Annotated in this window: 18 protein-coding genes; 16 read left to right on the plus strand and 2 right to left on the minus strand. The window is 39.5% G+C overall.

The window, feature by feature from the left end:
- Nucleotides 1-44: 44 nt before the first annotated feature.
- Nucleotides 45-635 carry a TetR/AcrR family transcriptional regulator gene (locus HF876_RS14960; protein ID WP_169360856.1) on the minus strand — a complete coding sequence of 197 codons (591 nt, stop codon included), beginning with the start codon at nucleotides 633-635 and terminating at the stop codon, nucleotides 45-47.
- Between the two features lie 152 nt (nucleotides 636-787).
- On the opposite strand from HF876_RS14960, the gene HF876_RS14965 reads away from it, so the two are divergent.
- The 6 genes from HF876_RS14965 to HF876_RS14990 all read left to right on the plus strand — a co-directional run bounded on the left by HF876_RS14965 (nucleotide 788) and on the right by HF876_RS14990 (nucleotide 7888).
- Nucleotides 788-1546, plus strand: coding sequence for a glucose 1-dehydrogenase (locus tag HF876_RS14965; protein ID WP_169360857.1), 759 nt, complete (start codon nucleotides 788-790; stop codon nucleotides 1544-1546).
- Nucleotides 1547-1780: 234 nt separating this feature from the next.
- Nucleotides 1781-2500, plus strand: coding sequence for a PspA/IM30 family protein (locus tag HF876_RS14970; RefSeq protein WP_169360858.1), 720 nt, complete (start codon nucleotides 1781-1783; stop codon nucleotides 2498-2500).
- 77 nt (nucleotides 2501-2577) lie between these two features.
- Nucleotides 2578-3606: a TFIIB-type zinc ribbon-containing protein gene (locus HF876_RS14975; protein WP_169360859.1), complete on the plus strand. Its 1029-nt coding sequence runs from the start codon at nucleotides 2578-2580 to the stop codon at nucleotides 3604-3606.
- Nucleotides 3600-4376: a TPM domain-containing protein gene (locus HF876_RS14980; protein ID WP_169360860.1), complete on the plus strand. Its 777-nt coding sequence runs from the start codon at nucleotides 3600-3602 to the stop codon at nucleotides 4374-4376. Before HF876_RS14975 ends, HF876_RS14980 begins: the two co-directional genes overlap by 7 nt.
- A 37-nt stretch (nucleotides 4377-4413) precedes the next feature.
- Entirely contained in the window at nucleotides 4414-5415 is a 1002-nt protein-coding gene (locus tag HF876_RS14985) for an SPFH domain-containing protein (RefSeq protein ID WP_169360861.1), read from the plus strand.
- Between the two features lie 283 nt (nucleotides 5416-5698).
- A complete protein-coding gene (locus tag HF876_RS14990) occupies nucleotides 5699-7888 on the plus strand; it encodes a DNA topoisomerase III (RefSeq protein WP_169360862.1) in 2190 nt (729 codons plus the stop codon).
- A gap of 95 nt (nucleotides 7889-7983) precedes the next feature.
- On the opposite strand, the gene HF876_RS14995 is transcribed toward HF876_RS14990, so the two are convergent.
- Nucleotides 7984-8139, minus strand: coding sequence for a hypothetical protein (locus HF876_RS14995; RefSeq protein ID WP_169360863.1), 156 nt, complete (start codon nucleotides 8137-8139; stop codon nucleotides 7984-7986).
- Between the two features lie 154 nt (nucleotides 8140-8293).
- On the opposite strand from HF876_RS14995, the gene HF876_RS15000 reads away from it, so the two are divergent.
- The 10 genes from HF876_RS15000 (at nucleotide 8294) to HF876_RS15045 (ending at nucleotide 16973) form a co-directional block, all read left to right on the plus strand.
- A complete protein-coding gene (locus HF876_RS15000; RefSeq protein ID WP_205964123.1) occupies nucleotides 8294-8623 on the plus strand; it encodes a metal-sensing transcriptional repressor in 330 nt (109 codons plus the stop codon).
- An 11-nt stretch (nucleotides 8624-8634) separates the two neighbouring features.
- Nucleotides 8635-8844, plus strand: a complete 210-nt coding sequence (copZ, locus tag HF876_RS15005) for a copper chaperone CopZ (RefSeq protein WP_169360864.1) — start codon at nucleotides 8635-8637, stop codon at nucleotides 8842-8844.
- A gap of 78 nt (nucleotides 8845-8922) precedes the next feature.
- A complete protein-coding gene (locus tag HF876_RS15010) occupies nucleotides 8923-11340 on the plus strand; it encodes a heavy metal translocating P-type ATPase (protein WP_169360865.1) in 2418 nt (805 codons plus the stop codon).
- Nucleotides 11341-11435: 95 nt separating this feature from the next.
- A complete protein-coding gene (locus tag HF876_RS15015; RefSeq protein ID WP_169360866.1) occupies nucleotides 11436-11984 on the plus strand; it encodes a YdhK family protein in 549 nt (182 codons plus the stop codon).
- Nucleotides 11985-12061: 77 nt separating this feature from the next.
- Complete coding sequence (locus HF876_RS15020; RefSeq protein ID WP_169360873.1) at nucleotides 12062-12388, plus strand: four-helix bundle copper-binding protein; 327 nt, start codon at nucleotides 12062-12064, stop codon at nucleotides 12386-12388.
- Between the two features lie 214 nt (nucleotides 12389-12602).
- Nucleotides 12603-13265, plus strand: coding sequence for a hypothetical protein (locus HF876_RS15025; RefSeq protein WP_169360867.1), 663 nt, complete (start codon nucleotides 12603-12605; stop codon nucleotides 13263-13265).
- A 10-nt stretch (nucleotides 13266-13275) separates the two neighbouring features.
- Nucleotides 13276-13767, plus strand: a complete 492-nt coding sequence (ybaK, locus tag HF876_RS15030) for a Cys-tRNA(Pro) deacylase (RefSeq protein ID WP_169360868.1) — start codon at nucleotides 13276-13278, stop codon at nucleotides 13765-13767.
- Between the two features lie 103 nt (nucleotides 13768-13870).
- Nucleotides 13871-14518 carry a YczE/YyaS/YitT family protein gene (locus HF876_RS15035; RefSeq protein WP_205964124.1) on the plus strand — a complete coding sequence of 216 codons (648 nt, stop codon included), beginning with the start codon at nucleotides 13871-13873 and terminating at the stop codon, nucleotides 14516-14518.
- A 76-nt stretch (nucleotides 14519-14594) separates the two neighbouring features.
- The gene (locus tag HF876_RS15040; protein ID WP_169360869.1) at nucleotides 14595-15656 is read left to right on the plus strand and encodes a hypothetical protein; all 1062 of its coding nucleotides are present in this window, start codon (nucleotides 14595-14597) and stop codon (nucleotides 15654-15656) included.
- 126 nt (nucleotides 15657-15782) lie between these two features.
- Nucleotides 15783-16973: a glycine C-acetyltransferase gene (locus tag HF876_RS15045; protein WP_169360870.1), complete on the plus strand. Its 1191-nt coding sequence runs from the start codon at nucleotides 15783-15785 to the stop codon at nucleotides 16971-16973.
- Nucleotides 16974-17370: the final 397 nt, after the last annotated feature.

Below are 17370 nucleotides of genomic sequence, written 5' to 3' on the forward strand. Positions count from 1 at the left end.
ATCACCGCTTAACGAGTTTTCCCAATTCTTAGCCCATGCATGATTTAGTTTGCATCCCCTTGCTTATTCGGGAACCAGTTGAGTGAATTGGAAAAAGAGTAGAGATACTCGTTTAGCTCGTCAGGAGAGGTAGCAAATTGATTGCTATGCCATTCCACTAAAATACCCATAATGGCGTTGGTTTGGTAGCTAACAAAATACTCCATTTTTTCATCTGGAAGGTAGTCGATGGAATTCATCGTCATTTCCTTCATCATTTTTCGGATCGCGTGAAATAACTTGTAATAGTACTTAACGGGATTGGCTTCATCAAAAATGATTTGGTAAAACCCTTCATACCTTTTTACGTGATGAAAGATAATAATCATATCGGATTTTAAATTTTGTATATTAAAGTCAGTTTGATGATATGGCTCTTCGTAAGACTTTCTTAAATCGTCTATGATTTCCTCGAAATAGCTTTCAAAAACACCATGTACATTTTGATAGTGAAGGTAAAAGGTGCCTCTATTAATTTTGGCACACCGACAAAGCTCAGCAATATTAATGGATTCTAACGGTTTAGTTTTAAGTAGTATTAGAAGTGCATTTCGCAGGCTTTCTTGTGTTTTTATAATCCGTAAATCAGTTTTCATTATTTTCCTCCAAATGATAATAAACATATTTTTGGATTTCGTCCTATAATGTACATTTTTAGATTTTGTGTTGTTTGTGAAAAGTAGTTAGATTAAGTATAATTTTAAATGAACAGGTGTACAATAAAATATCCTTAAAGGAGGAAAAAATCATGAAATTACAAGACAAAGTAGCTATCGTAACTGGAGCAGCATCCGGTATGGGTAAAGCAATCGCAGAAGGCTATGCAGCAGAAGGTGCAAAAGTTGTCGTATCGGACATGAATTTAGAAGGTGCGAAAGCGGTTGCAGAAGCAATCATAGCTAATGGTGGAACTGCCTTTGCAATTGACACAAATGTAACTAAGGACGACGATCTTACTCGTTTATTTGATGAAACGGTTAAAACGTATGGCAAGCTAGATATCCTTGTAAATAACGCTGGAATTATGGATGGCATGGAGCCAGTAAATGAAATTTCAGATGCACGCTGGGATATGGTATTTGCAGTGAATACTACAGCAACAATGAAAACAATGCGTATTGCAACTGACCTTTTCTTAAAACAAGGAAGCGGTGTAATTGTAAACAACATTTCTGCTGGTGGTCTTTATGGAGGTCGTGCTGGAGCAGCATACACAGCTTCTAAGCATGCAGTTGTTGGTTTGACGAAAAACACAGCATTCATGTTTGCTGATAAAGGAATTCGTTGCAACGGAATTGCTCCAGGTGCAGTAATAACAAATATCTCTTCCACTATGAACAACGTGAGCCCATACGGAGCTGGAAAACAACAGCTAGGTATGCCATTAAACCCACGTGCTGGACAACCTGAAGAAATCGCAAAACTTGCTATCTTCTTAGGCTCTGAAGATGCTAGCTTCATCAATGGTGTAGTAGTAACAGCTGATGGCGGTTGGACTACTTACTAATAGGTAAAAAAATTCTCAACCACTGAAGTTACTTTTAACTTCAGTGGTTTTTTATATTTGTAAATAGGATGAAACCTTTGGTTGCATTTTCTCGTATAAAAGATATAACTCATAGGTAAGGTAGCTTAAAGTAGCTCCAATTTAAAATGGTGATAAGAACAGAAATCCCTTACAGTTGTAGGAGTTATATCCAATTGTTAAACTATAATATAAAACGATAAGGGAGAGTGCGTAATGGAAATTTTAAGAAGATTCCGTGACATTATGTCGAGTAACATCAATGCTTTATTGGATAAGGCAGAGGATCCAGAAAAAATGATTGACCAATACTTACGCGACCTAAATAGAGATCTTGGTAAAGTAAAATCTGAAACAGCAACAATTATGGCTGCTGAAAAACGTGCGACACGCGAGCTAGAGGAGTGTCAAAAAGATATCGCAAATATGCAAAAGTATGCAATAAAGGCATTAGAAGTTGGTAATGAAGAGGATGCAAGAAAATTCCTGAATAAAAAGGCAGAATACACGGCGAAGGAAACCGATTTAAATACGGCAAAAGAATTAGCCTCCGCGAATACGGTTCAAATGAGACAAATGCACGATAAGCTAGTAGAGGATATTGGAGAATTGGAATCTAGAAGATCCATTCTTAAAGGAAAAGCTTCTGTAGCCAAAACTCAGAAGAGGGTTAACGAATTTGCGACTTCCGTGGGAGGGGCAACTCGTTCAATGTCTGCATTTGATAAAATGGAAGCTAGAATAAACCAAGAGCTAGATGAAGCAAATGCAATGGCGGAGCTAAACAAAGGCACAGGTGAAAACATTGAGGATCTTGCTTCTAAGTATGATACAGATTCAAATGTGGAAAACGAACTTTCTGCACTGAAGGCTCAATTAAACGTAGATGATGAGCTGGCAGCTTTAAAGGAACAGCTACAAACGAAAGAAGAATAGAGTAGACACAATAAATAGGCTGTGGCATACGCTGCAGCCTATTTAAAAAATAGTACGAAAAGGCGAGGAGCGAAAAGATGGTTATCCATTATAAATGTCCAAACTGTGGATCTGATATGGAATTTGACAGCACTTCAGGTATGTTGTCCTGTAATAGCTGTGGTAGAAAGGATAACATAGAGGACTTCTCAGATGAATATATTACGACGACATTTGAGGAGGACGAAGCAAAGCAATACAATTGCAACAACTGTGGAGCTGTTATTATCACGGAGGCAGATACGACAGCCACTAGCTGCAGTTTTTGTGGAGCGGCTGTAGTATTAGGGGACAGATTGTCCGGTGATCTTGCTCCTGCTAAGGTTATTCCCTTTACCATTAATAAGGAACAGGCGATGGAAGCATTTCGTAAATGGTGTAAGAACGGTCGGCTAACACCTGCTGGATTTATGACTGCGGACAGAGTAAAAGGAATCACCGGGATCTATGTGCCCTTTTGGCTGTATGATTTAGATACAAAGGCAAAAGTCGATGCAGTTGGTACAAAGGTGAGAACCTATACAAGAGGTGACTATATTTATACGGAAACTAAGTTCTATGATGTATATCGAGATTTAGATCTTAGGTATGTAAAGGTACCTGTTGATGCATCTGAAAAGCTGGACGATGAGCTAATGGATAAGCTGGAGCCGTATGATTACAGCAATTTAAAGGATTTTAAAACTCCTTATTTAGCAGGCTATATAGCGGAGAAATACAACTATACAGACCAGGAACTATTCTCTAGAGTTAAAACGAAGGTACAGCCGTACATAGACAATTATATTAGCTCTACAGTCGCTGGTTACTCCTCTGTTCAATATAAAAATAAACAAATTAATACAAATAAGAAAACGGCACACTATGTCCTTTTGCCAGTTTGGATGGTTTATTATGATTTTGGCAATAAAGAGCATATTTTTGCTATGAATGGCCAGACAGGAAAAGTAGTAGGAAAGCCACCGCTTAGTATGGGCAAGGTTGCTGGCTGGTTTAGTGGTATAGCTGCCGCGTCCTTTATTATACTGAAGGGCATTTCCTTTGCACTTGGTGGTGTTCTATGGTGAAAAAGTATTCTATTTTATTCATTGCATTTTTCCTTTTATTGCTTCCCATAGGACTAACTGAAGCAGCCGACGCAAAGCAACGCGTTTTTGATGAGGCGGGGCTATTGACTGCTAGCGAAATAGACGCATTAGAGAAGCTATCATCCGAATATAGCGAGAAAAACGAAACAGATTTTGTATTTCTTACAACTAATGGAGCAGATGATAAGGGACTAGATACTTACGTAGAAGACTTTGCAGATCGTACAGGAATTGGCTACGGTAAGCACAATGGCAGTGCTGCCATAGTAGGCATAGATATGGTCAATAGAGATGTTGTATTGAGGGGCTTCGATAAAGCTGAGGAATACCTTGATAATCAAAGAATGGACCTACTCAGAGATAAAATTACGCCTGAGTTATCTGCAGGAAGCTATTACGATGCATTTAGTAATTTTATCCTTACCGCGGATAAATATATGGAATATAATCCTGGTGTAAATCCTGAAAGTATCCTTTTCAAATGGTGGTTCCAGCTTGGAGCTTCTCTAGCTCTTGGAGGTATAATTGTTGGGCTGATGGCATTTAACTCGGGAGGTAAGGTAACAGTAAATAGTAGAACCTACTTTGAAGAAAATAATTCAAGAATAAACAGTAAGCGTGATGTCTTCGTCAATCAAACGGTTTCCAAAGTAAAGAAGCCTACGAACAATAATAATGGCGGAGGAAGCAGTGGTGGCGGTGTTACAAGTGGTGGTAGATCATTTAGCGGAAGCAGCGGGAAATTTTAACGCTTAAAGCTTTCTTAATCATGAAGGGAATGAGGATATGTCTTTTTTTAGAAATCAATTTTCAGATGTGGTGGAATGGCGAGAATTCAGAGAAGATATGATTTTTTGGAAGTGGAGCAATGAAGAAATTAAGAAAGGGAGTAAGCTAATCATTCGACCTGGTCAGGACGCTGTGTTTTTCAATGGCGGACGCATCGAAGGAGTCTTCGAGGACGACGGCGAATATGATATTGAGTCTCAAATCATACCGTTTCTTTCTACATTAAAAGGGTTTAGATTTGGATTTAATAGTGGGATGCGCGTGGAGGTTCTTTTCGTCAATACGAAGGAATTTACTGTAAAATGGGGAACACAGAATCCAATTAATATTCCAACGCCTCAGATGCCAGGTGGAATGCCTATTCGAGCGAACGGAACATTCAACTTTAAAGTAAATGACTACATGGCCCTAATCGACAAGATTGCTGGCGTTCGCACAAGCTATCTAGTAGAGGATATTAAAATTCGTATTACCTCTGTTTTAGATCAGCTATTAATGAAATGGATTAGCAAAGAAGGCAAAGATATGTTCAACCTTCAGGCTAATGCCTCAGATATAGCTAGCGGTATTAAAGACGATTTAGACATGCAAATCATGGATATGGGGATGAAAATCACTGGCTTCCATATTATGAGCTTTAATTATCCTAAGGAGATTCAAGATATGATTACTAAAAATGCTTCTCATGGCATGATTGGAGATCTCTCTAAATATCAGCAGGTTTCTGTTACAGATGCAATGGCCTCTGGAAAGCTTTCTGGATCAGGCGCAGCTTCAGATATGGCAGGAATGATGATGGGTATGAACATGGCAAATGAAATGATGAAAAACATGAACCAAAGTAACCCTAGCCAAGGTCAAGGTCAGTCTTCATCACAAAATAACCAATCGAGCAATGGAAGCTCAAGCAATGGTCAAATGCCAAACTTCTGTCCAAACTGCGGACAAAAAACAACAGGTGCCAACTTCTGTCCGAACTGTGGACAAAAGCTAGTTTAATCAAAAGGGATAATCAACCTGTGTTGGGTAGATTATCCCTTTATTGTGGGTTAGTTTAAGCTAAGTGGTGATAAAACTACTGTGAACGGTGATAAATCTCGATGAGCGGTGATAAAACTGCGCGAACGGTGATAAATCTCGCTAAGCGGTGATAAAACTACTACGAACGGTGATAAAACCAAGAAACGTAAGAGTAAAGTGTGATCATATCTTGCGCTGCTAACTGAATCTAACGAAAACCTATGCTATATTATTCATAGGGATTTACGAAAGGATGTTTGGAATGGCAAAACGCTTAGTATTAGCAGAAAAACCATCTGTGGCAAGAGATATTGCAAGAGTACTTAAATGTGACAAAAAAGGAAATGGCTATATAGAGGGTAAAGATTATGTAGTGACTTGGGCTCTAGGGCACCTCGTAACATTAGCAGACCCAGAAAGCTATGATGTTAAATATAAAACATGGAATTTAGAAGATTTACCGATGTTACCAGAAAGCCTTAAACTGACTGTGATTAAACAATCAGGTAAACAATATAATGCTGTTAAATCGCAGCTTACACGTGGTGATATTAATGAGATTATTATTGCTACCGATGCTGGACGAGAAGGCGAGCTAGTTGCGCGCTGGATTATCGCTAAAGCAAAGGTGAATAAGCCGGTTAAACGTCTTTGGATTTCATCCGTAACAGATAAAGCGATCAAGGATGGCTTTGCAAACTTAAAACCAGGTAAAGCATATGAAAACCTTTATGCTTCTGCAGTAGCCCGTTCTGAGGCAGATTGGTACATTGGGCTTAATGCCAGCCGTGCACTATCTACCAAATTTAATGCACAGCTTAATTGTGGACGAGTTCAGACTCCAGTAGTGGCGATTATTGCAAAACGTGAGGATGAGATCAAGCATTTCAAAGCGCAAACCTACTATGGAATTGAAGCACAAACAGTAGATAATTTAAAGCTTACTTGGCAGGATGCAAAAGGAAATGGTCGTAGCTTTGAAAAAGAAAAAGTAGACGTGATCGTGAAAAAGCTTGGTAAAGGTAACGCTACCGTAACAGAAATTGAGAAAAAGCCGAAGAAGTCATTCGCCCCTGGCCTGTATGATTTAACTGAGCTGCAACGTGATGCCAATAAAATCTTTGGCTACTCTGCAAAAGATACGTTGAATATCATGCAAAAGCTGTATGAGCAACACAAGGTATTAACTTATCCACGTACAGATTCACGTTTTATCTCATCCGATATTGTGAGCACTCTCCCAGAACGTTTGAAAGCCTGCGCGGTGGGTGAGTATCGACCATTAGCAAATAAAATTTTAAGCAAGCCTATAAAGGCCTCTAAATCATTTGTAGATGACAGCAAGGTATCGGATCACCATGCAATTATACCAACGGAAGGTTATGTAAACTTCTCTGCCTTCAATGATAAGGAACGTAAAATTTATGATTTAGTTGTAAAACGTTTCCTAGCGGTGATGTTCCCTGCATTTGAGTACGAACAATTAACGTTGCGTGCAAAAATTGGTGACGAGAACTTTGTAGCTAGAGGAAAAACGATATTAGTGAGTGGTTGGAAAGAAGTTTATCAAAATCATATGGAAGATGAGTCAACGGAGGATTTAAAGGAACAGATTTTACCACGTATCGAAAAGGGAGATTCTTTACATGTTAAGTTAATAGCTCAAACGTCTGGTCAAACAAAACCACCTGCACGTTTCAATGAAGCTACGTTACTAACTGCAATGGAAAACCCTACAAAATATATGGAAACGCAGGATAAACAGCTCGCGGACACGTTAAAATCCACTGGTGGACTAGGGACAGTTGCAACTCGTGCGGATATCATTGATAAGCTATTCAACTCATTTTTAATTGAGAAGCGTGGGAAGGATATTCATATTACATCAAAAGGCCGTCAGCTGCTTGACCTAGTGCCTGAAGAGTTAAAATCTCCGACATTAACTGGTGAGTGGGAGCAAAAGCTGGAAGCAATCGCTAAAGGGAAATTGAAAAAAGAAGTTTTCATAGCCGAAATGAAGAACTATACGAAAGAAATCGTTTCTGATATTAAAGGCAGTAATAAAAAATATAAGCACGACAATATATCCACTAAAACTTGTCCTGACTGTGGAAAACCTATGCTTGAAGTGAACGGCAAAAAAGGTAAAATGCTTGTGTGTCAAGATCGGGAATGTGGTCACCGTAAAAATGTGGCACGCGTGACTAACGCTCGTTGCCCACAATGTAAGAAAAAGTTAGAGCTTCGCGGGGAAGGCGATGGTCAAATCTTCGTATGTAAATGTGGTCACCGTGAGAAGCTATCTGCTTTTGAGGCTCGTCGCAAAAAAGAAGGCGGCGGTAAAGTAGATAAAAAATCAGTGCAGCAGTACTTGAAAAAGCAAAACAAAGAAGAAGAACCGATTAATAATGCATTTGCGGATTTATTAAAAGGTATAAAATTCGATAAATAACTACAAAAGATGAGTTGGATCATATTTGACCAGCTCATTTTTTGTACAAAAAAAGTGCTCATTAAAACACAAAAAAGACCTTCTTCAAGGTCTAGTCATTTCAGTTCGCTATTTACATGTTCACGAATGATAAGTAATTCAATAACATCCTGTGAGGAATAGGAATAAGGTGCATTTTCAGGTATGAGTTCATTAAATTGTTTTACTAGGTCATTAAGGATGTCTACATAAAAATCGTTTAAGTTTATCATTTTGTTCTCCTTTTTCTTTTTTAGAAGCATGAACTATTCTATTTCATTTTATTCATCCGACTTGAATTTATTATTCTCGAAAATTTAAAATCATTTCATTTGCATACCCCTAAAGGGTATCATATACTGTAAATAAGAATAGGAGGTTGGTTACTTGGACAATGTAATAGAGGAAAATACAATATTACCAACTGATTTGTCCTGTAGGAAAAGTCACCATCCTGAGCATGTAAAAAAAGATTTAACCAATAGACTGAATCGGGTGGAAGGTCAAATCCGGGGTATTAAAGGAATGGTTGAGAAGGATATCTATTGTGATGATATTATAACTCAGCTGTCGGCAACTCAGTCGGCTTTAAACAGCGTCGCTAAAGTTCTTTTGCAAGGGCATTTAAAAGGCTGCGTAGCTGATAGGCTAGCAGAAGGCGATGAAGAAGTATTAGATGAATTACTTGTGACGATTCAAAAACTAATGAGAAAATAGGAGGAATGGAAATGTTAAATCAAGTTACATTAGAAGTTAAAGGTATGTCATGTGGACATTGCGTTAAGTCAGTAGAAACTAGTGTAGGTGAGCTTGATGGCGTAGAGCAAGTAAAAGTCTATTTGGAATCAGGTAAAGTAGATGTTTCCTATGAAGAAGATAAAGTTACTCTAGCTAAAATTAAAGATGCGATCGATGAGCAAGGCTACGATGTTCAATAATAGATAGGGTGCTAATTAGCACTCTCTTTATTTAATCTGAATATACCCCCCAGCCGTATGTGAGGAGAGGTAATGAAAATGGATAACAACATAAAGCAGACCAGCTACAAGATAACAGGTATGACCTGTGCAGCATGCTCTGCGAGAATTGAAAAGGTTATTAACAAAATGGATGGTGTAGAAGAAGCTAATGTTAATTTGGCACTAGAGAAATCTGTCATTAAATATGACCCGGAGAAAGTAACAGAAGAAGATTTTGAGAAAAAAATTGAGGCACTTGGTTATGGCGTGGTGAAAGAGAAAAAAGAATTTGCTATTACCGGCATGACTTGTGCAGCATGCTCAGCCCGTATTGAAAAAGGTTTAAATAGATTAGAAGGTGTAAGCTCTGCCAATGTGAACCTAGCGCTGGAGCGAGCAACTGTAGAATTTAACCCTTCCACTCTTACGGTAAATGACATTATCGAAAAGGTAGAAAAGCTAGGGTATGGGGCAATTATAAAATCTGAGGATAAAGAGACGGTTGACTACCGAGAGGAAGCAATCAAGAAGCAAAAGACAAAGTTTATTATTGCAGCGATATTTTCTTTGCCACTTCTATGGACGATGGTCGGTCATTTTTCTTTTACAACATTTCTTTATGTACCTGAATTTTTGATGAATCCGTGGGTGCAAATGGCACTAGCAACACCTGTTCAATTTATCATTGGGGGACAGTTTTATATTAGTGCTTACAAAGCATTGAAAAATGGTAGTGCTAATATGGATGTCCTTGTCGTGTTAGGTACATCGGCGGCTTATTTTTATAGTGTTTATCAAGCTATTATAACGGTCGGTGAACACCATTCCGCTCAGCTTTACTTTGAAACAAGTGCAGTCCTTATTACGCTTATTTTATTAGGGAAATTATTCGAAGCAAAGGCAAAGGGGCGTTCTTCAGAGGCCATCAAAAAATTAATGGGTCTGCAAGCGAAAACAGCATTGGTTCTAAGAGATGGTTCTGAGTTAATGGTTCCCATTGAGGAAGTGCTAGTAGGTGACACGATCCTTGTGAAGCCCGGGGAGAAAATTCCGGTCGATGGAATAGTAATAGATGGAAATAGTGCAGTGGATGAATCCATGCTAACCGGAGAGAGTATACCTGTTGATAAAGTACCTGGAGCTTCATTGTTTGGGTCAACTATCAATAAGAACGGATCCATTCAAATGCAGGCAACAAAAATTGGAAGAGACACCGCGCTTGCTCAAATTATTAAAGTAGTAGAGGACGCTCAAGGATCAAAAGCTCCTATTCAGCGTTTGGCAGATAAAATCTCGGGGATTTTCGTTCCCATTGTAGTAGGAATTGCAATTGTTACATTTCTCATTTGGTTCCTCCTCGTCGATCCCGGAGAGATTACGCCAGCACTGGAAGCGTTAATAGCGGTACTCGTCATAGCCTGTCCATGTGCGTTAGGCCTTGCAACACCCACTTCGATAATGGCTGGCTCTGGTCGTGCTGCAGAGTTTGGAATATTGTTTAAGGGTGGCGAACATTTAGAAACGACACACCATATTGACACGGTAGTTGTAGATAAAACCGGCACAGTCACTTATGGAAAGCCAAAGCTAACAGATGTAATGGTGGCAGAGGGTATAAAAGAACTCGACTTTCTTTCATATATCGGGGCTGCTGAAAAACAGTCTGAACATCCTCTGGCAGAGGCGATTGTGGATGGCATTAAAGGACGTGAAATAACGCTGCAGCAAGTCACATCCTTCGAGGCAATTCCTGGTTACGGTGTAAAAGCAATGATCAATGATCAGGAAGTACTGGTTGGAACTAAAAAATTAATGAATCAAAACAATGTCCAAATAGTGGCCATTCTTAATCAAATGGAGGCACTAGAGGCACAAGGAAAGACAGCTATGCTCGCAAGTATAGATGGGAAGTACGCTGGTATGATAGCTGTTGCTGACACCATTAAGGAATCTTCCATTCAGGCAATTCAACGATTGAAGGATATGAACATTGAGGTCATGATGATCACAGGGGATAATCAGCTAACAGCTGCTGCAATAGGAAAACAGGCTGGAATTGACCATGTTATAGCGGAGGTGCTTCCTGAAGGCAAGGCTGAGGAAATTAAAAAGCTGCAATCCTTGGGGAAAAAAGTAGCGATGGTTGGAGACGGCATCAATGATGCACCTGCATTAGCAGTTGCCAATATAGGAATGGCAATCGGCACAGGAACAGATGTAGCCATGGAGGCAGCTGATATTACATTAATTCGCGGAGATTTAAACAGTATTGCGGATGCTATTATAATGAGTCGCAAAACAATGAGAAATATAAAGCAAAACCTTTTCTGGGCATTTGCTTATAACGTATTAGGGATCCCAATCGCAGCAGTTGGATTGCTCGCACCATGGGTTGCTGGAGCAGCCATGGCATTTAGTTCTGTTTCGGTAGTTTTGAACGCTTTACGTTTACAACGCGTTAAATTGGATAAATAGAGTAATAAGGAATACGGCTGCTGAGTGGCGGTCGTTTTCTTTACATAAGAAAAATACTATTAAATATAGACTATGCATGAAGAGGAGCGAGATAGATGAAGAAGATAGCTATAACAGGGTTATGCTCATTATTTTTACTGGCAGGCTGTGGTGATGATAGTAAGGAAGCTGCAAAAGACACAAATACAGAGCAGGAGCATGCTCATATGGATCATATGGACGACGGTGGAGTAATTCCGGAGGGCTTGGCTGAGGCGGAGAACCCTAAATTTGAAGTAGGAAGCAAGGCCATAATAGAAGCAGATCATATGGAAGGTATGAACGGTGCAGAGGCTACTATTGTTGGTGCCTTCGATACAACTGTATATGCGGTTACTTACGAGTCTACAACGGATGGGAAAAAAGTAGAGAACCATAAATGGGTAATACATGAGGAATTAGAAGCTACGGATGGCAAGGGAATAGTTGGCTCTAATGTGATACTAAATGCTAAACACATGGAGGGAATGGACGGAGCAGAGGCTATCATTGAATCGTCTGAGGACACGACAGTTTACATGATTGATTACATTTCGACTACCGATGATACTGAGGTTAAGAATCATAAATGGGTTACAGAGGATGAACTATCAGAAGCTAAGTGACCGAAAGCTCTATTGTTTAAATCTTAACTGTTAGGGAAAAATAATAAAAGTTACGTAAAACTTGAGGAGGACTAATGATGAATACGAAGTATGAAGAATGTATAAAGGCGTGTTTAGAATGCCTAGAGGCTTGCAATCATTGTTATGACGCTTGTCTCAAGGAAGATCATGTAAAAATGATGGCAGGTTGCATACGTTTAGATCGTGAATGTGCAGATATTTGTGCATATGCAGTCCAGGCGATGACAAGAAATAGCCCGTTTGTGCAGGAAATTTGTAAGCTTTGTGCTCAAATTTGTGATGCGTGTGGTGAAGAGTGTGCCAAACACGATCATGAACACTGTCAGAAATGTGCAGAATCTTGTCGTAAATGTGCTGAAATTTGTCGTCAAATGGTCGCGTAAAAAAAGGGAAAATTACCAGACAGCTATATCTTTTTATAGCTGTCTTATTTTTATTCGTAAAATTAGGTATTTTATACTAATTGATAGAAAAATACATAAATTTTTAATTGATTATTATGCCTCATATCAACTTATGACTAAAGGTTATTTAATTATTTTGACAAATTAGTTAAACTATAAAGAACAATAAGGTACGGAAGGGATGGTGATTAGGATGAGCTTAGTTAAAGCGACTGGCAATGGGATGTCTAACTTTACGGCTAGTATAAAGGCAGTACAACGTAAAGATGCAGGTCAGGCATATAGAAGGCACGCAGAGTATTTCCTGCCAAAAACTCCCTCTTTAAATGATTTAGAAGAACTTTTACTGGGGAATAAAGAAAAAGAGAAAGACACACCAGAGCTTTCTGCTGCTATTCGTGAGTTTCAGCAAATGGAAAAGCAATCTATAATGGATATTAAGGGGCCGGGTATTCCCATACAAAGCATAGGAGGACCGACACCTGAAAAGACAATAGAACTATTGGAAAAAGTTCGCAGTCAAGCTCTTGCAGAAACACCTGAAACGCCACAGCATTTATTGGTCGCTGCAAGTGCAACCTCGAAAATTAGACAAGAGCAAGCCCAGCTTACGTTAAATGAAATGGCGAATAGACAAATCAAGATAGAGGTTCAACGACAAAAGGATATAGAGTCTGAAGTGTTTAATCGCTCTATGCAGGTAGATTTTCAAACACCAAAGGTTTTGGAGGATGATTTGCAAAATCTACAAGCGAAGCGGTTAAAGGAGCAGGCAATTGCCAAATATTCTTATCAGGTTCATTTAAAAATGTATGGCTTTTCTGATCAACAACCGAGCTTTTTCCAGATAGCATAGGAGTAATAGAATGGCTAAAAAACAAAAAACCAATGCTGTCCGCATGCTGGAGCAGCAAAAAATACCATTTGAATTAATTGAATATGAGCTGACTGGCGATCAAGTGGATGGGGTAACTGTAGCAAATAAAATAGGCTACCCCGTTTTTGTCGTGTATAAAACACTACTTTTGACAGCTGGACCAAACAAATATTATGTCTGCATTATCCCTGTGGACCAGGAGTTACATTTCAAAAGAGTGGCAAAGGAGGTTGGAGAGAAAAAGGTGGAGCTGCTACATCTAAAGGATCTCCTCCCGACGACTGGATACATAAGAGGAGGCTGCTCTCCCATCGGAATGAAAAAGTTATTTCCAACCATTGTGGACAGTAGCGCAGAAAATAATGACTATATCATTGTTAGTGGAGGCAGGATAGGGCTTCAGGTGAAGGTGACACTAGCTGACTTACTTCACATGACGAATGGCAAAACGGCTTTAATTACCAATTCCAAAATGGACTAGCATTCTTCCTTCAAGCGATTATAATAGATATAGTTAGAAATGATTCCATTCCAACTGTTTAGTTGAGAATGGTTTTTTCGTTAAAGGAAAGTAGGACTGAATTATGAAGGAACTTGGTTTGCGTTGGGCCTTTTTTATAGTGGGCATAACGATTATGTCATTAGGAATTTCGATGACTATTAAAGGCTACTTGTTTGGTATAGGACCTTGGGATGTTTTACACGTTGGTCTTTTTAATCATTTAGGGTTATCCATTGGTACATGGGCTATTTTGACAGGCATTATAATTGTTTTCATTACAATGATCAGCACTAAAAAAATTCCTGCATTAGGTACATGGCTTAATATCTTGTTTGTAGGATCATTCATCGATATGTTTAATTGGCTTTTGCCTAATCCGACAGAATTCTTGGGTCAGGCAGTGATATTTATATTAGGGGTAATAGTTATGAGCATCGGGATCGGGATTTATGTATCACCGAATCTTGGCGCTGGACCAAGGGATTCTTTAATGCTTTTTATAATGGACAAAACAGATTGGAGCTTAAAGAAGGTGCGGACAGGCATTGAAGTTATCGTAGCTATTGCCGGTTGGCTGCTTGGTGGACCGGTGGGGATTGGGACTATCCTTATTGCGTTTGGTCTTGGCCAGCTCGTGCATTACACATTACCCGCCTCACAAAAATATTTACTAAAGATAAGTGGCTATACACTACCCTTCATGAACAAAAGCGCTGAGAAGCATATATGATTCTCAGCGCTTTTTCATATTTTAAATTAGCGGAGCATACATTATCTATTGAATGAACCATAGAAAGGATGACTATTTGAACGGAACAATTACGCACTTTATGGGCAAATCTTATACAGGACAAGGTGTTAAAAACTTCTATAAGGAGATCATTCAGGAAGCAAAAAAGGTATATTTTTTTAAAGGGCCAGCAAGTTCTAGACTCTCAGATACGTTAAAGGAAATTGGATACGCAGCGATACGGAGAGGCAATGATATGGAATGGTTTTTAGATCCGCTAGATGAGGACGCAGTAGAGGCTGTTTATATTGTGGATACAAAAACACTTTATCTTCAAACAAATACTATTGATCCCTTCTTCTATGGGACTGGTCATGAATGGGTAACTTACTATGACGCCTATCAACCGGACAGACTTCGTGATGTGGGACTAGTTGTCCGTGATAAGCACCTTGAGGGAGAGGCTTGGCTAGCGAAGGGCTTGCAAGCACTATCCAGAGCTAAGCTCATCCATGATGATTGGGAGCAGCTCATCCAGCCGGGGATGGATTGGAACGGCATTAATTCTTTATTAGAGGAACTTCAAAAGAAGCATATAGGATTCGTAAAGCTTCAAAAAAACCCTAAGCTGACTCATCGTTTAATGGGTTCGCTCACACCTTTAGGAGCAAAAGATACGTTTGCTTCCATTTCCAAAAATTTAAAAACCCGCTTGTATATAAAGGGACTGCCAGGGAGCGGAAAGTCCTCCTTTATGAAAAAGTTTGGAGAAGAAGCGAAATCGCACGGACTAGATGTTCAATACATTTGGTGCGGACTCGATGCAAATAGTATTGACGGGGTTGTGGTTCCAGAGCTTCAATTGAGCATTGTTGATGCAACAAGTCCTCATGTCTACGATCCAGAACGCGAGGGTGATGACATTGTTGATTTCTTCCCATATATTGACCAAACAAAATGGAGTGAAGAGGAATTGACGAAAATTCGAGAGGCTTATACGAGTGAAATGGAGCTTGCTACAGACTACATCAGTACTTATTTTGCCGAGGCGAAGCTTATTAAATCGCTTTACGACTCTGCAATAGATGAGGAAAAATGGAGAGAGATTCACGATAGAATGCTAGAAACAGTTGAGTGAGTAGGGTTTCCTACTCGCTTTTCTTTATTTGCGGGGAGTACGGATTTTTCAAAGGGACATATCTTAGTCTTTCTTCTACAACAATGGTAAAATAAAGTGGAATATTTGTGTGAAAGGAAGATGAACTTGTCTAAAGTATTAAATAGTTTTCTGACAGAAAACCTAGAGCAACTAAAGAGTCAAGGTCTATATAACGAAATCGATCCAGTAGAGGGAGCGAACGGACCAACAATTATAGTTGGCGGTAACGAGCTAATCAATCTATCCTCAAACAATTACCTGGGACTAGCTACAAATGATGAGTTGAAGCGTATTGCAAAAGTAACGATAGATAAATATGGTGTTGGAGCAGGAGCGGTACGTACGATTAACGGAACGCTAGATCTACACGTAAAGCTGGAGGAAAAGCTTGCTGAATTCAAGGGAACAGAAGCAGCAATCTCTTATCAATCTGGTTTTAACTGTAATATGGCTGCTATATCTGCCGTAATGGATAAAAATGACGCGATTCTATCTGACCAATTAAACCACGCATCCATTATCGATGGTTGTCGACTTTCAAAAGCTAAAATCATTCCATTTAATCATTCCGACATGGAGGATCTTCGCAAGAAAGCAAAGGAAGCAACAGAATCAGGCCAGTACAATAAAGTAATGGTCATTACAGATGGTGTGTTCTCTATGGATGGTGACATCGCGAAGCTTCCAGAAATAGTAGAAATAGCAAAAGAGTTTGACCTAATCACCTATGTGGATGATGCACATGGCTCTGGTGTGACAGGTAAGGGTAAAGGTACAGTGAAGCACTTTGGACTAGAAAAAGAAATTGATTTCCAAATCGGTACTCTTTCTAAAGCAATCGGAGTAGTTGGCGGATACGTTGCAGGGAAGAAGGACTTAATCGACTGGTTAAAAGTTCGTTCACGTCCATTCCTATTTTCTACAGCCTTACCACCTGGCGATGTAGCAGCAATCACTGCAGCAGTCCAAATGATTATCGATTCTACAGAGCTTCATGACAAGCTATGGGAAAATGGAGACTACCTTAAATCTGGCCTATCGAAGCTTGGATTTAACATCGGTGATTCTGAAACACCAATCACTCCATGCATCATCGGAGACGAAAAGCTAACGCAACAATTCTCTAAACGACTGTTTGAAGAAGGTGTCTACGCAAAATCTATCGTGTTCCCAACAGTACCAAAAGGAACCGGCAGAGTGCGCAACATGCCAACAGCAGCCCATACAAAAGAAATGCTAGACGAAGCCATCGCTACCTATGAAAAAGTAGGAAAAGAACTAGGCGTAATTAAATAAGAACGAATAACCGCTACCAATTGATTTGGTAGCTTTTTTTGTGCGGTGAGGTGGCAGCTGGAATAAAAGACTGGGCAAGTCATAGGGGAATGGGCTAGGGGGGAATGTTGAACCGCCCATAAACATGCGGAATGCGCCCGTAAATAGGTTAGAAGTGTCCTATAAAAGGATGAGAGTGTCCCATAAAGAGTGGAAGCGCCCGTAAACTCCAAAAAGTGTCCCATAAATGAGCGAGAGGCGCCCGTAAATAGGTTAGAAGTATCCCATAAAAGGATGAGAGTGTCCCATAAAGAGTGGAAGAGCCCGTAAACACCAAAAAGTGGGGAATGTAAAATATTTTGTGTAAATGTATTACTATCTTTATTCTAAACACATACTTACTTTATCCGTTAAGGGG

Source organism: Psychrobacillus sp. BL-248-WT-3, assembly GCF_012843435.1.
Classification (GTDB): domain Bacteria; phylum Bacillota; class Bacilli; order Bacillales_A; family Planococcaceae; genus Psychrobacillus.